At 38.7% G+C, this 14496-nt stretch carries 13 protein-coding genes; all 13 read right to left on the bottom strand.

Features of this window, described 5'->3' with window-relative positions; translation table 11 throughout:
• Window positions 1-430: 430 nt before the first annotated feature.
• Window positions 431-1702, bottom strand: a complete 1272-nt coding sequence (locus QZ136_RS11150) for a nucleotide sugar dehydrogenase (RefSeq protein ID WP_291403515.1) — start codon at window positions 1700-1702, stop codon at window positions 431-433.
• Window positions 1703-1862: 160 nt separating this feature from the next.
• Entirely contained in the window at window positions 1863-2723 is an 861-nt protein-coding gene (gene rfbA / locus QZ136_RS11145; protein WP_291403513.1) for a glucose-1-phosphate thymidylyltransferase RfbA, read from the bottom strand.
• Between the two features lie 110 nt (window positions 2724-2833).
• Window positions 2834-3409, bottom strand: a complete 576-nt coding sequence (locus QZ136_RS11140; protein ID WP_291403511.1) for a DUF3109 family protein — start codon at window positions 3407-3409, stop codon at window positions 2834-2836.
• A 3-nt stretch (window positions 3410-3412) separates the two neighbouring features.
• Entirely contained in the window at window positions 3413-4192 is a 780-nt protein-coding gene (locus QZ136_RS11135; RefSeq protein WP_291403509.1) for a DUF3108 domain-containing protein, read from the bottom strand.
• 635 nt (window positions 4193-4827) lie between these two features.
• Window positions 4828-5361, bottom strand: a complete 534-nt coding sequence (locus QZ136_RS11130; protein WP_291403507.1) for a DUF2480 family protein — start codon at window positions 5359-5361, stop codon at window positions 4828-4830.
• A gap of 108 nt (window positions 5362-5469) precedes the next feature.
• The gene (locus QZ136_RS11125) at window positions 5470-7572 is read right to left on the bottom strand and encodes a SurA N-terminal domain-containing protein (protein WP_363245261.1); all 2103 of its coding nucleotides are present in this window, start codon (window positions 7570-7572) and stop codon (window positions 5470-5472) included.
• 703 nt (window positions 7573-8275) lie between these two features.
• Window positions 8276-8842, bottom strand: coding sequence for an LPS export ABC transporter periplasmic protein LptC (lptC, locus tag QZ136_RS11120; protein WP_291403503.1), 567 nt, complete (start codon window positions 8840-8842; stop codon window positions 8276-8278).
• A 3-nt stretch (window positions 8843-8845) separates the two neighbouring features.
• The gene (locus QZ136_RS11115; RefSeq protein ID WP_291403501.1) at window positions 8846-10141 is read right to left on the bottom strand and encodes a hypothetical protein; all 1296 of its coding nucleotides are present in this window, start codon (window positions 10139-10141) and stop codon (window positions 8846-8848) included.
• Complete coding sequence (locus QZ136_RS11110; protein WP_291403499.1) at window positions 10134-10871, bottom strand: type III pantothenate kinase; 738 nt, start codon at window positions 10869-10871, stop codon at window positions 10134-10136. The genes QZ136_RS11115 and QZ136_RS11110 overlap by 8 nt, the downstream gene beginning before the upstream one ends.
• A gap of 222 nt (window positions 10872-11093) precedes the next feature.
• Window positions 11094-12074 carry a DUF6427 family protein gene (locus tag QZ136_RS11105; protein WP_291403497.1) on the bottom strand — a complete coding sequence of 327 codons (981 nt, stop codon included), beginning with the start codon at window positions 12072-12074 and terminating at the stop codon, window positions 11094-11096.
• 158 nt (window positions 12075-12232) lie between these two features.
• On the bottom strand, window positions 12233-12754 hold the full coding sequence (locus QZ136_RS11100; protein ID WP_291403495.1) for a DinB family protein: 522 nt from the start codon (window positions 12752-12754) through the stop codon (window positions 12233-12235).
• Window positions 12751-13443 carry a YjjG family noncanonical pyrimidine nucleotidase gene (locus tag QZ136_RS11095; RefSeq protein WP_291403493.1) on the bottom strand — a complete coding sequence of 231 codons (693 nt, stop codon included), beginning with the start codon at window positions 13441-13443 and terminating at the stop codon, window positions 12751-12753. The genes QZ136_RS11100 and QZ136_RS11095 overlap by 4 nt, the downstream gene beginning before the upstream one ends.
• A 66-nt stretch (window positions 13444-13509) precedes the next feature.
• Window positions 13510-14154, bottom strand: a complete 645-nt coding sequence (gene upp / locus QZ136_RS11090; RefSeq protein ID WP_291403491.1) for a uracil phosphoribosyltransferase — start codon at window positions 14152-14154, stop codon at window positions 13510-13512.
• Window positions 14155-14496: the final 342 nt, after the last annotated feature.

The following is a 14496-nucleotide window of genomic DNA, read 5'->3' as shown; positions in this document are numbered from 1 at the left end:
CCTGAAGGGGCGCTATACTTGACCGATGTGGTGAAGCCCATCGATCATACACATAGCCTATCTGGGGATATAAGGCATGGGGCGGTACCGCATTTTGGGGTAAATCGCAAGGGGCGTTACCACCTTGCTAGGGTAAATCGCAAGGGGCGTTACCACCTTGCTAGGGTATAACGCCCTGTCAGGGCTTGGATAACTATATGAAGGCATTTTATACGCCTAGGCAATCCTAGCCCTGAAGGGGCGCTATACTTGACCGATGTGGTGAAGCCCATCGATCATACACATAACGCCCTATCAGAGCTTGGATAACGATATAAAGGCATTTTATACGCCTAGGCAATCCTAGCCCTGAAGGGGCGCCATACTTGACCGATGTGGTGAAGCCCATCGAATTATAGCCCAATATCCCAGTAGCCGAATAGTAACAGATTTATAACCTCCCATCAACCCAAGCCCTCTTCAACACCGATCTTGTATCAAAAAGCACAGTATCTCCCTTTTTCAATTTCCCAAAATCAATACCCAAAAATTCTTGATGGGCTACAGCTAGGATAATTAACTGATAGTCTTCTCGATAAATATCCTCAATTAGAGAAATTTCATGCATATCTAACACCTCTTCCTTCGAAACAAGCGGATCATGCACATCAACTTCCAGTCCGAACTGCTTTAATTCAGTAATAATATCTATCACTTTAGAATTTCGAATATCAGGGCAGTTTTCTTTGAAGCTGATACCCATCACAAGGGCTTTGGCACCTATAGGTTGTACATTTTTCTGCACCATGAGCTTTAGGCATTTATTCACCACGAAGGAAGCCATTTGATCGTTCACCTCCCTTCCAGAGAGAATAACGCGAGGCACATAACCCAATTTTTCGGCTTTGTAGGATAAATAATAGGGATCTACACCGATGCAATGCCCTCCTACTAATCCAGGTTTAAAATTCAAGAAATTCCATTTGGTTGATGCCGCCTCCAGGACTTCAGTCGTATCAATCTCCATTTTATCGAAAATGAGAGCTAGCTCATTCACGAAAGAAATATTAACATCGCGCTGCGCATTTTCTATTGCTTTGGATGCTTCTGCTACTTTGATGGAGGAGGCTTGGAAAGTGCCAGCCGTAATTATTGACGCATATAAATCATTCACCAAACTTGCCACTTCTGCATTGGATCCCGAGGTGATTTTTATGATATTTTTGAGGGTTCGGATGGGGTCACCGGGACTAATCCTCTCTGGGGAATAGCCACAAAAGAAATCTTGATTGTATCTGAGTCCGCTTCCCTGCTCCAAGATGGGTACACAATCCTCTTCGGTGCATCCCGGATAAACAGTAGATTCATAAATGATGACATCGCCATTTTTGAGCATCCCTCCTATTGCTTTTGAAGCGCTGAGTAGAGGCTCTAGGTTAGGTTTTTTATGCTGATCCACTGGCGTCGGGACTGTGATGATATAAATTTGGCAATCCGCAAGTTCGGAAGCTTGGTTAGTGATTTGTAGTTTAGAACTCGATAATTCCTCTTTACTAACCTGATTGGTCTGATCGGTCCCTTCGCGCAAAGCGTTGATTCGCTGGGTATTGAGATCAAAACCTTTTACTTGATACTTTTCCGCAAAAGCCAGCGCCAGCGGCAAACCCACGTATCCGAGTCCGACGATAGCTATTTTTATTTCCGGCGACAGTTGAGAAAGCATATTTTTTTTTGATGTGGGTAAATATAGGGGGATAAAATTAGAAAATTGAATGGTATAATTTAGCGGAGTGGTAGTGGTCGCCGTGCATGTCCCCCTCTAGAGGGGGCAGGGGGAGGAATAGCAGCAAAGCACAATGAAAATACCCTCTTTCAAACTTTCCCTACCTCACCAAGCCCAACAAATACTCCCCATAGCCACTCTTAACCAGCGGTTCGGCGATTTTTTTAAGTTGTTCTTTATCGATGAACTTCATCTGATAAGCAATTTCTTCGATACAGCCAATTTTCAAGCCTTGTCTTTCTTCAATAACTTGAACAAACTGACCAGCTTGCATGAGCGAATTAAAAGTACCTGTATCGAGCCAAGCAGTACCCCTACTCAATACTCCTACTTTCAACTTATTTTGTTTCAGATATTCGCGGTTTACATCCGTGATTTCATACTCTCCTCGAGGTGAGGGTTTTATATTTTTGGCGATCTCAACCACCGAATTATTATAGAAATATAATCCAGGAACGGCATAATTTGATTTCGGCTTGACCGGCTTCTCCTCGATAGATAATGCATTGAAATCTGCATCAAACTCCACCACACCATAGCGCTCAGGATCAGAAACTTGATAAGCAAAAACTACCCCTCCTTCCGGATGTTGAATGGTTGGCAGGAGGTTACTAATAGAATCCCCATGGAAAATATTATCACCCAAAATTAGAGCCACATCATCATCCCCAATAAATTGCTCGCCAATAACAAAGGCTTGCGCCAATCCATTCGGAATTGCTTGCTCGGCATATGAGAAATTACAGCCAATACGCTTACCATCGCCCAAAAGCTTCTCAAAATGAGGAAGATCATGAGGCGTAGAGATAATTAGGATATCCTTAATACCCGCTTGCATCAGGGTAGATAGCGGATAATAAATCATCGGCTTATCATAAACCGGCATCAATTGCTTGCTCACTGCGAGCGTTAATGGGTGCAGCCTCGTCCCCGAGCCCCCTGCGAGTATAATTCCTTTCATTGCTTGTTTATCCTAATCTAAAATCCGTGGATTAATTTATGAATATCCTTCAAAGGTAATTGACTTATTTTGAGAATAAAGAAAATAATATACTAAAAATTAAGGAGAAATCAAAGAGAATTCGATTCAGCTTTTGCTTTATCTACCAATTCCTGATACCATTCGGCACCGTATTTACGAATTAAAGGCTCCTTAAGAAACTGATATACAGGCACTTTTAGCTCGTTTCCGAAACTGCAAGCGGGACTACAGATATTCCAGCGATCGTAATGCAGGACTTCAAATTCGGGATAATTGGTAATTCGGATAGGGTATAAATGGCAAGAAATAGGTTTTTTCCATGCTATTTTGCCATCTTCATAGGCCTTTTCGATGGAACATTTGGTGATGCCATTCTCCATAATCACATAGGCACATTCCTTATTGGTATCCACACATGGCGTGGTATAATCGCCTTCAAAATCCTTAACATGGGTGCCAAATTCTTCAATTACAGCGATTCCCTTTTCGGTCATGTAGGGTTTGATGATGGGATAAATTTCTTCGAGAATAGCTAGTTCTGAGCGTTCTAGAGGTGCTCCGGAATCGCCTTCAATGCAGCAAATACCTTTACATTTATTGAGATTACATACAAAATTTTCACGCACCACATCCTCGTGAACCAGGGTATTTTTAACTTCAATCATAATTTATCTTTTAGCAGTCCCCATTGTATATTTTAGTCCCTCGGCATTAATCAACTCCAGCGTAACCGAGCCTACTAAAATTTCTACATGAGCTTTCACGGGAATGCGATTGGCATCATCCGTGATCCAAAGATATAATTTACTATTCTTTCTAAAGATTCTGCCGGGCTGTATTGATGGACTAAATTTAATACAGCGTACATATCCAAGAGAAGTTTTCACCACTTCCTTACCAACATATTGGATATCCATTTTGCTGATACCATCGTGTAGGAAGTAATCGAGGCTGAATGTATCTCCTTCTTTGAGGGTGTTAATATTTAAATTTCGGGCAAAATAATAAGCTGAAACTACATCAAATATTTGTCCCTTAGCTTTGAAAGTCCCGTTATTGGACACCACTTTTTTCTCATCTTGATAAAAGCGAGCCTTATCATTTCGGCGATAATTGGCTTCGCGGATATTTTCGGTATAGAGGTAGGGAGTCATTGATTTCTTATCCACGTAAGAGTCGTAGCGGTTTCTCACTTTATAGAAAATATTGAATGATCCCGCCGTGCGACCTTCGGCAATGAGGTGAAATACGGGATTATTATCAAATTGAGCGGTAGTTTCTTCTACTCGAATGGATGCTTCAGCAGCTGTAATAAAACCATAGCGAAGTCGGTAGTCGAGGCGCTCCCCTACTTTAAATACCGGCTCTCCATTGTTTTTAACCGCTTGCGCGAAGATTACAGAACTGTTTAAAAGCAGAATTATAAATAAGAATTTTTTATTTATCATGTTTATGAATGCAAATTTAGCATTATGTAAGCAATAATTTTGCCATTATTGGGAGGGCAATGCTTGTCCTTCTCAAAAGAGTGTAGGAAGAAGAGAAGAAATAATTGTTTTCCTGCCAGTTAGATTCCACCTTATTTAATTACTGAATTTAGGGGAGTCTGGATACTCCCATTATTGTAAAATCCGTAGAGACGTTTCACTTAACTCTATGGACAGTCTAGACGACCCATCTTGTGTGAAGAACAGGAATAAATTCCTGCCTTTAAAGATGGGTCGAGCCTATGGCTCTTTTATTTACGAGTAAAGCACTATTTACCAGTCCCATCGGGACGACCCATTTTGTAGCAATGGATTTCAATCCTTTGCAATAAATAAAATCAATCGAAAAAAAACACATTTTAGATTTCCAGAGGAGATTGCTTCGTGCCTCGCAATGACAAAAACACACCAAAGTCATTCCATGATCGCCCCCGATTGTCATTCCGGGCTTGACCCAGTTCATTGCGAGCGTAGCGAAGCAATCTCATTCCTGCTAACATGAGTTTGCTTCGTCGTACCTCCTCGCAATGACAAAAACACACCAAGGTCATTCCATGATCGCCCCCGCTTTGTCATTCCGGGCTTGACCCGCTTTGTCATTCCGGGCTTGACCCGGAACCAGAACGCTTAAATATCGGCACCGTAGAACAGGGCTCACCATACATAATACTTTTAGCTACAGCATTTAATTTACTAGTAATGTCAATATATGCTGAATCTGGGACAGGTATTTCTCCGCATCCTTTAACTACCACACGTTGATCACGAAATTTTTCCATGTCCAATTTATTTAATTCGCGATCAAAAAGGACTGTTTCGAGTGTTTTTAGATCGCCAAAGACCACCGTTTTTGCATAAGGAGCCATTTTGCTTGCCAGAAGCATATAAGCCCATGTAGGCACAATGGCATCTGCAGAGCAGCCAATAGCTACATGCTTGCCCGCATAGCTTTCCCAATCATGTTCCTTCACAAACTCTCTAAAATCTTTTTCTTTAAGCATGAGTCCGTGGAACAGATTATCCTTAATATCATAAAAAAAACGTTCACCAGCAGGGTAAAGTTCCGATAAATCGAGACTTATCAATCCGCTTTGCGCTACCTTATTGACTATATTTTCTTGAATGTCCATTTCTTAAAAATTATTGAACGTTTTGAAATCTAATTTATGATATCCTTTTAAACAAAAAATCCGGAAGCGATATTATCGTTTCCGGATGCAATTTAATGAAATAAGGTATTAAAAGAATTTAACACGATTATCTTTAATTTCAGATTTATCGCGTAAAACTTTAAAGGCTTCACCTGCAGCACGCTGCTGAATGCCTTGTGCTACTTGAACCTTTTGTTTAAACACGTTTGTAAGCGGTGCAGGATTTGTAAATCCATTCACTACAAAAGCATATACTCCGTATTCGCCTTCAATAGATTTTGATAATTTACCTGGCTGTGACCCAAAAATTGTACCTACTACTTTATTTTCTTGTGAAAGTCCCGGAATTACAGGATTAGCAAACACGATATTTTGAACTGGAGTAACAGGCTTTCCAATTTTTTGTGCCACTTGCTCAATTGATTTTGAACCGGCTAATGCTTTATTCATTTTCTCGCTTAACATACGAGCTTTTACACGTCTGATAACAAGAGGCTCAATACGCTTTTTAACTTGCTCTAAAGGTAAAGTGCCTTTTTCCAAGACATCAATCAACTTAGCTACAGCAAATTTATTTTCCATTTCAAAAACTTGGTTTGAAACATCGCCTTTATCTGCATCGAAAGCCCAACGTACAATCTCACGTGCGCTATTTAATCCTTGTATTGATGCCTGAGTAGCAACAATATTATCAGCAATTACCTTAGAATATCCTAATTTCTTAGCTTCCTCATCAAACAATTTATCATCTTTAGCTGCGGCAAGGAACGCAGTAGCCTTTTTATAAGCGTCTTGCTGAGTTTTGCTGCTTGTAGATAGTGATTTATCAAGCAATGCCACTTTAGCAACTCTTGAAGAACCTATTTGAGCATTGATTTTGATAACGTGAACTCCAAACTGAGTGGTGATTACTTTTAAATCGCCAGTGTTACCATTAAATACTGCCTCTTCAAATGCAGGAACCATAGCACCTCTTCCGAATGTACCTAGGTCACCGCCAGTGTCTTTAGAAGCATCTGTACCAAATTTAGCAGCTAATTCGCTGAAGCTTGCACCACCTGCAATTAGGCTTCTAATTGAATCAGCCTTCGCTTTTGCCTTATCAATTCCACCTTCAGAAGCTGGATTTATTAAAATATGACTTGCTTTTACTGAATCAGGTCCTACTTTAACATCTAATACCTTCGCCATTTTGTACACTCCATTTGAGAATACTGGTCCGATGAAGCTACCTGCAGATGCTCTAGAAACCAAAGAATCTATTGCTGGATCTAACTGACCCTTACGCACATAGCTAATTGGTAATTTTGTTTCAGCATTAATGTTAATAAATAAAGAATCATTTTTGCTCGCTCTGAAATCAGCAGCAACTTTTTGCACTGCAGCGATTACTTCAGCAGAATCTGCTTTTGAAGGATTAGCGTCAAAAACAATATACTCAAAATTTCTGGTTTCAATTGGATTATTGAAACGGAATTTATTTTCGTTGTAGTATTCTGTATAATCTTGATCCGTAGGCTTTGCCTGATTATCAGGAATTGAAGCATAATCAAGATTTACATAATTGAAGTTAGCCAATTTATTACGCTGACCATAATCTTCTTTTGCTTCAAGAGCAGTAACATAGATGCTATTTTTGATCAAATTGCCATACTTCTGTGCGATTTTATTGTCGCGAAGGTTTAATAGAAAAGCTGACCATTGTAAGCTTACAGGACTATCGCTTGGCTGCGTCTTCACATTTTCAAGGAAGGCATTCAGCTGTGTTCTGTTTACTTTGCCTGTTTGAGGATCACCAAAATTTTGAATAATTTGTGGATCAGGATTTTTTCCTGTTACCATATCATTCATCTCATTTTTACCTACCTGCAGACCTAAACGTGCAATTTCTTTCTTCAAAAGAATCTTAGAAACCGACTGATTCCAGGCATTTTCAATGATGTAAGCAGTCATTTGAGGATCTAAATTTGACTGTCCCATTTGTTGCTTAAAGTTATTGGAACTTTGTTCAACCAAATCGTTAAACTCCACTATATCAATAGCTTCACCGTCTACTTTACCAACTTCTGTCTGGCCGGCATTCATAAATGAACCACCCATTTGCACTGCATCGCTTACTAAGAAAGCAACAATTGCAAAACCAATAGCCCCAACGATGATTATCCCTGCACGGTTCCGCAAAAAACTCATTATTCCCATATCCGTATTTTTTATACTAATTCTTAAAAGAGGGCGCAAGATACAAAATTTGAAAAATAAACAAGAGAAAATTAGATAATCTAAAAATTAATGATTTTGATAGTGAAGGGATTATGGGAAAAGATCAGAAATAAATTTAAAAATTTTAAATAGCAGTCAGAGGTCACTGTGCATGTCCCCCTCTCTGAGGGGGCAGGGGGAGGCTTTTTAAAAAGCATTTTCCTGCTAGCTAAATTCCACCCCCTTTTATTCCCCCGCCTGCGGGGGATACTAAGCGCCTATTCAACCTGGTAAATAATGATATGTATTTTTTGTAGCGCGATTGCAGGGGGTCGCTGTGCATATGTCCCCCTCTAAAGGGGGTAGAGGGAGGAATAGCACAAATTATTTTTCTACCAACCAGATTCCACCCCCTTTTATTCCCCCGCCTGCGGGGGATACTAGGCGCCTATTCAACCTAGTAAATAATGACGTATATTTTTTATAGGACGGCAGTCAGAGGTCGCTGTGCATATGTCCCCCTCTAGAGGGGGTAGGGGGAGGAATAGCACAAATTATTTTTCTACTATCCAGACTCCACCCCCTTTTATTCCCCCGCCTGCGGGGGATACTAAGCGCCTATTCACTCATAGTAAATAATGACGTATATTTTTTATAGGACGGCAGTCAGAGGTCGCTGTACTTGTCCCCCCAATCATTCCGGGTTTAACCCAGAACCCAAGCTCAAATCCCCAGTTGATTGTACAATCTCATAGTACGAAAAATCTTCATTAGCCCAGAAACTGGTACCGTGCAGTATATTGTTTTTAGAAGTAATAGTAACGAGTTTATCGGAAAAAAATCGTTTTAAGGTTTCATCCCAAATTAGCTCATCCGACTTAAACGTTTCGCCTTTAATATTGGTAACCACCACATTACGCTTTAGCTCTACCCTATTTTCCCGTTCTCTACGAATGGCATAATCTGATTTTACTCTGCTAGTCTCTTGCTGATTTTGATCATAAAAGATCACCGTAACACCCTTACTCATTTCGATGTAGGGCTTTTCAGTCTTAAAATTTAATAGTTCGGGGGTAATGAGCTTCGCTTTTACGCGAGCAGAATCGCTATAAATTATTTCTACTCCAACAGATTTATCTACTGGGACGAGCAATTTCTTTGCAGAAATCTTTTCTACATCCTTCAAATTATTCTCACAAGCAAATTGCAGAACTATCCCAAGGAAAAAAACAGCACCGAATATGCAGCGCCGGATATTCATAAATTATTCAATGTAAGATTTCTGGAACCACTTATCATTAAGTGTGAAGCCAAGATGAATGTTTACGTAACGGTCGCGCACTAAGTTATTCGCCATTGTTCCACGATTACCTATCTCTGTTGAAAGATTAATCTTATAAAAACTAGATCTGTTACGTGGTAATGGGAAACCAAATCCGAATGTAACAGCATATTGGTTAATATCATTATTACTTACCTGAACAAAGGTTTTATCGTATTTAAATCCAAGTCTGTAATCTATTAATTTAAAATAACCTGAAACAGAATTCGCATCTGGAGTAATTTGTCCGCCAACTACAACCCCATAACTATCATTTAATCCAGGATTAACATTTCCCTCTCTAAAATCCGACCACCTGCTATAATGAATATCCGCACCAATCAACCAAGAATTAGTCTTTTCGAATGCAAAACCTGCGCTATGTGAAATTGGCATTTTAATTTTAGTCTTCGCACCCTCTGCAAAAAAAGTACTATCAGCCGTAGCCAATTCATTTCCTAAAACATCCTTTTTATAACGGGTAGTAACAATATTATTCTTAGAGTTTAGGTTGCCTCCTGCGTTTCCGGTATAACCGAAGATGAATTTAGACTCAGTATTCAAATCCGCAGAATACTGTAGTCCGTAGTCAAAACTCAATCCACCCACTGCGTTACTATACTGAGTACGTGAATTGAAAACTGTTGTAAGTTCATTGGCAAATTCAAAGGCTCTGCTCTGTGTTAAATTACCAAAAAGGTAAGCCATGTTGAAGCCAAAGCTGAATTTCCTACCCAATTTAAATCCATAACCTAAATAAGCTTTTGATACTCCCCCCTCACCCGAATAGATATAATTTACTTTGTTCGTATCTACTAGTCCTGAATTACTGAATTTATATCCCAAATCGGTATAAGGCAATAAACCAAAACTAACTGCCGAAAATCGATTTACCGGCATTCCAAAAGTAATGTGACTCAAAGTAGAATTGAACTGCTTCTTACCGGTAATCCCTGTTTTACTCAACTGACGAATATCCATGGAAGCACCTACATCAAAAGTAGTTAGCTGTAGAGTTGAATATGAAGCTGGATTTGCTAAATTAATATTATCGTAAAGACCTGGCTTGCGTACCCCCTGACTTAATCCTGCCATTCCCCTATTTTGGGGTAAAAATGAGCCTTTCAAATCCCCAAGTCCGAATTGTGAATAAGGAGAACTAGACGTAATTTGTGCCATTGCCGGACAAACCATTGCCAGCAGTAGGCAAATAAATATACTATTAACTTTTTTAATCATTTTGTTGGATAACTTCGTTTAAACCAATAAGTACCAAATCGGGCTCGGTTTTTAAAGTGTGTGCAAAGATGCTATTTTTAAGCCTGTAATCAAAAAAAATCGCATCGCCACCGCAGAGAAACACCTCCAATTCAGAATATTTTGAGTTATAAAGCTCAATAAAGCCCTTAATCTCGGCTAGAGTTCCGTTTACTACCCCCGACAGCATGGCGCTTGGTGTATCATAACCTTGCCAGTCTGAATACTCACTTAAGGCTATTTCTGGTAGCCTTCCTGTAAATTGATGCATCGCCTTGAGCCTCATATTTAAACCAGGAGAAATACTTCCTCCCTCATACATGCCATTTTTATCAATCGCATCGTATGTTATGCACGTCCCCGCATCAATCACCATACAATTCCGCTTAGGAAGGAGGGATTTAGCGCCTAAAATTCCCGCTAGGCGGTCGAGGCCTAAGGTTGTCGGACTTTTATATTTATTGATTATTCCGTTTGGCAAAGAAGCCGAAAATCGGACATAATCTGTTTTTTCTTTGAGCAAATCTTCCAAAATGCTGATATCCTCATTTACGGAAGAAATGATACTATGTGTTATTTCGGGATTTTCAAGGTACTGAGCTAAGATGTTTAAGTCGAGCTTTTCTACCTTATCAAGCTTTACCAGTTTTTTGCCTTGAAAAACAGCGACTTTCGTTCGCGAATTGCCTATATCAATTACCAGTTGCGCCATTGAAAGGTTAGAGATTAATGGTAAAAATCAGCATCGACAAAGGAATCTTATTTTGAAATTGAATGAAAAAATTCGACTCAATAGACCTTAATTGGGCACTTTGCGACCAAGCAACAGCTATTTGTTCCGAACTAAAATTACATTTCAATTTCATATTACAAATCTATTCAATTTTTGAAAGTGACGCCACCTCATTGTGTTAAAAAAGGTTAAAGCGATGGTTTAGAAAAATTGGAGGTAAACAATGGATCCAATAAGCAGGAAATATAAACTCTCATAAAGCCATCTGCGATTAGCATGCAGAAAATAATAAGCCATCAAAGCTGCAACGGATGGCACGCACAATAAAAAGTGATATAAAACTAGTGTCGATTTCAAGTAGAAAGATGCCAAAGCAAGAATAAACATGAAAAAAAGTAGCTGAAATGATTTACGTAAATGCACTACACTCCTAAAAAAATTCTTCTGAATATGGAAAAAACCAAGAATTAAAATAATTGCTACGGGAATTAATACGAAAGAATCGTAAAAATTGATATTGAAATTAGTAGGAAACTTACTTGCCAAAGGAATCCAAATTTGATAAAATTGAACTAAAGAATCATTCCAAAAATAATATACCGCCAAGAAAAAGAAAATAGTCATGAAGCCCACAATTACTGACATCCATTCTCTCCAATTAAATGGTCTGAATATGACTAAGCTAATCCAAATCAAGGGTAACATAGATATAAAAGGAAAATAAAGTATGGTGCCTGAGGCAACAATCATTCCTAAATCATACATCACAGAACTCACCTGTTGTTTTTTATAGATACTTAAAAACCGCTCTATCATGATCAGGATCAGGAAGTTGCAAATTAAAGTGGGACTTAAAACTAAGAAAGGGCTGAGTAAACTCCCTGTGGTTAAATATAGTAAGGCTGGCAAGAAGGTCTGCTTGCCCAACAAACTATAAGCATTAATTATTCGGTTAAATATCAATGCCTGAACAATTAATATTAGAAGTGAAAAGAGGAGGTTGCTTAGGGGACTAATATTATTTTTCTGTGGGATATTTAATAATAGCCTAGAAAATAAATCACTAAATTCAAAAGCAGTCTCCTGCGGTAAATTGATAAAAACACCTATTCTCAACAGAAAAGCAATGAAAATCAATAAAATGATATTTAGGGGATTAATGCTTCTGAACTGCTGAATCATTTATTTTATTGATTTTCTAGAAAAATTAGATTTAATAATCAAAGTTAGCAATAAAATTTAGATGCAATATTGATATTAAGGGTTTAAAAGGGTTTAAAAAGAGGTTTAATGTACTTATCATTTTGAAAGTTATCACACATTGTAAAAACCAATGATAATTAATGAGCTAAAGACTTCTTAATACGTTTAAGCTGCTTGATGTGATGAAGGGTGTGGACTTCAATAAATCGGAGCCATTGCTGGGCATTTAGTAGCTTTAAACGTGGATGTTCAACTTTTTGATTGGGATCTGCTAGTTGTATCTGCTCCTGAATTTCGGCTAATCGAGTTTTAAATTTAACTAGCAAATCTTCAGCCTCTTTTTTACTGATTTTTTTTGCCAAGGCTGCAATTCTTTTGGGTGCTTTGATTTTTCCCGGCGGGAAGCTCCCGAAAAATAAGATAAGTCGCGCAGCCCAAAAAATCGGCTTTTTATTTAATATTCCCTTGCCTTCAATACAGGTTTGAATGGCGGTAAGAGATAATAAGCCCGACGAAAAAATATGCGAATAGGTTTCGGAGTATGACCAACTACCATCTTCAGGATTTTTTTGAAAAACCTCTTCAGAGATCTCTGCAAGAAGATTTTCATATACAACTACTGCATGCAGTAAGGATTGGTGGCTTCGTTCAACACTCATAAAAATTCTGTTAAGTCGCTCAGGCATTTAATTTGTTGCTCCACATCTTCTGGTGCTTCTTTGCCTTCGGGATTAAAATAAATTGCTTTCATCCCAAAATTTTGAGCTCCTCTAATGTCTGCTTCAATGCTGTCGCCTATCATCATACTTTCAGAAACATGAGCATCAGCAAGGCTCAATGCATGTTCGAAAATAGCTTTATCTGGCTTGTTTATCCCCACAACTTCCGAGATAATTACATTATCGAAGTAAATTCCTAAACCATTATTATGTATTTTCATCTCCGTAGATTCTTTAAATCCATTGGAAATCACATGCATACTATACTTATTATTAAGATAAGATAGGGTTTCATGAGTCTTAGGGAAGAGATTGGTTTTTGTGGGACAAATATTTACGTAATCATCCTCAAATTGATGAGGAATATATTCTGGAGAAATCCCTAAATCAATAAATGTTTTAGAAAAGCGGGTCTTGCGAAGTACTTGTTTCGTGATTTTACCAAGGTGATAATCCGCCCATAGCTGATGATTATTTTGGGTGTAGGTTTCAATAAATTGATCGGCCGAGTGTAGCCCTAAATCATGCAGTTTATAGGTGTGGTAGAGTTCATGCAGGGTTTCTTCTGCATTTTTATCAAAATCCCAAATGGTATGATCGAGGTCGAAAAAAAGGTGCTTGTAGCGCATTAAAATAAATATATTTTCAAAAATACGCTAATATTAGGCTAAGCATTAAAATAAATTGAATTAAAATTATTCTTTCACGCCATAGGCTAAATCGCCGGCATCGCCCAAGCCTGGTACGATATAAGATTTGGTGGTTAGCTCCTCATCTAAGGCACCAATCCATAATTTTGCATGAGGAAGATTTGCTTTTATATGCTCTAGGCCCAGTCTACTTGCAATAATTCCCACAATATGAAGCTCCTTAATCTTATATTTTTGCAATAATTCTTTGCAACATAAAACCATGCTTTCGCCGGTAGCTATCATCGGATCGGCCATAATCACAATTTTATCATTTAGGGAGGGTGTTGAGATATATTCAATCTCAATGATAAAATCATGGCCCTTGGTAGTTTTACGATAGGCCGAGATAAATGCCGAGTCGGCCTTATCAAAATAATTGAGCATACCCTGATGTAAAGGTAAACCCGCTCTCAGTATCGTAGCTAATACGGGTTGCTCTTTTAAAATATCAATGGGGGCGGTCCCGAGACTAGTCTCAAATTCTGTTTCGACAAAATTCATGCCCTTACTGATCTCAAAAGCAAATATTTCACCTAAGCGCTCCATATTTCTGCGGAAGCGCATACTGTCTTGTTGAATCTCCGAATCACGTAATTCTGCAATAAAATGATTCGCAATGGATGGGGTGTCGCTGAGTATAAATGCCATGCTTAAATTTAATGATTATTTTTTTTTGAAGCTAATTTGAAGCCCATAAAAAATAATTATTATGCTAGCATAATAATTATCCTGTGGTGTTGTCAAGGTACTACTACCCCCTAATGCAAGCTATCGCTACCCTCTGGTCGGTCTTGTCACCGTACCAGCCAATTTCTCCCGTAGATATCGCAGAATTCCGCAGATTGTTTCTGCGCTCATCCGCGTTAATCTGCGGGAGCATTTTTTTGTGCGTGTAGCAGATTTGAATTTTGAATCGGAGGTGGAGGATTCTTGTTTCTCGCAGATTCAAGGGGATTTTCCCAGACATGATCTAGCAAAGGCGCAGAGACA

The sequence above is a fragment of the Daejeonella sp. genome, from assembly GCF_017495225.1.
Taxonomy (GTDB): Bacteria; Bacteroidota; Bacteroidia; order Sphingobacteriales; family Sphingobacteriaceae; genus Daejeonella.
The sequence above is the reverse complement of the archived record's forward strand: the minus strand, read 5'-3'. Positions and strand labels throughout refer to the sequence as shown.

What these genes read in the sequence shown, in the direction of transcription:
- QZ136_RS11150 (WP_291403515.1), bottom strand. Translation starts at nt 1,702, where the DNA reads ATGCTTTCTCAACTGTCGCCGGAAATAAAAATAGCTATCGTCGGACTC.
- rfbA (WP_291403513.1), bottom strand. Translation starts at nt 2,723, where the DNA reads ATGAAAGGAATTATACTCGCAGGGGGCTCGGGGACGAGGCTGCACCCA.
- QZ136_RS11140 (WP_291403511.1), bottom strand. Translation starts at nt 3,409, where the DNA reads ATGATTGAAGTTAAAAATACCCTGGTTCACGAGGATGTGGTGCGTGAA.
- QZ136_RS11135 (WP_291403509.1), bottom strand. Translation starts at nt 4,192, where the DNA reads ATGATAAATAAAAAATTCTTATTTATAATTCTGCTTTTAAACAGTTCT.
- QZ136_RS11130 (WP_291403507.1), bottom strand. Translation starts at nt 5,361, where the DNA reads ATGGACATTCAAGAAAATATAGTCAATAAGGTAGCGCAAAGCGGATTG.
- QZ136_RS11125 (WP_363245261.1), bottom strand. Translation starts at nt 7,572, where the DNA reads ATGAGTTTTTTGCGGAACCGTGCAGGGATAATCATCGTTGGGGCTATT.
- lptC (WP_291403503.1), bottom strand. Translation starts at nt 8,842, where the DNA reads ATGAATATCCGGCGCTGCATATTCGGTGCTGTTTTTTTCCTTGGGATA.
- QZ136_RS11115 (WP_291403501.1), bottom strand. Translation starts at nt 10,141, where the DNA reads ATGATTAAAAAAGTTAATAGTATATTTATTTGCCTACTGCTGGCAATG.
- QZ136_RS11110 (WP_291403499.1), bottom strand. Translation starts at nt 10,871, where the DNA reads ATGGCGCAACTGGTAATTGATATAGGCAATTCGCGAACGAAAGTCGCT.
- QZ136_RS11105 (WP_291403497.1), bottom strand. Translation starts at nt 12,074, where the DNA reads ATGATTCAGCAGTTCAGAAGCATTAATCCCCTAAATATCATTTTATTG.
- QZ136_RS11100 (WP_291403495.1), bottom strand. Translation starts at nt 12,754, where the DNA reads ATGAGTGTTGAACGAAGCCACCAATCCTTACTGCATGCAGTAGTTGTA.
- QZ136_RS11095 (WP_291403493.1), bottom strand. Translation starts at nt 13,443, where the DNA reads ATGCGCTACAAGCACCTTTTTTTCGACCTCGATCATACCATTTGGGAT.
- upp (WP_291403491.1), bottom strand. Translation starts at nt 14,154, where the DNA reads ATGGCATTTATACTCAGCGACACCCCATCCATTGCGAATCATTTTATT.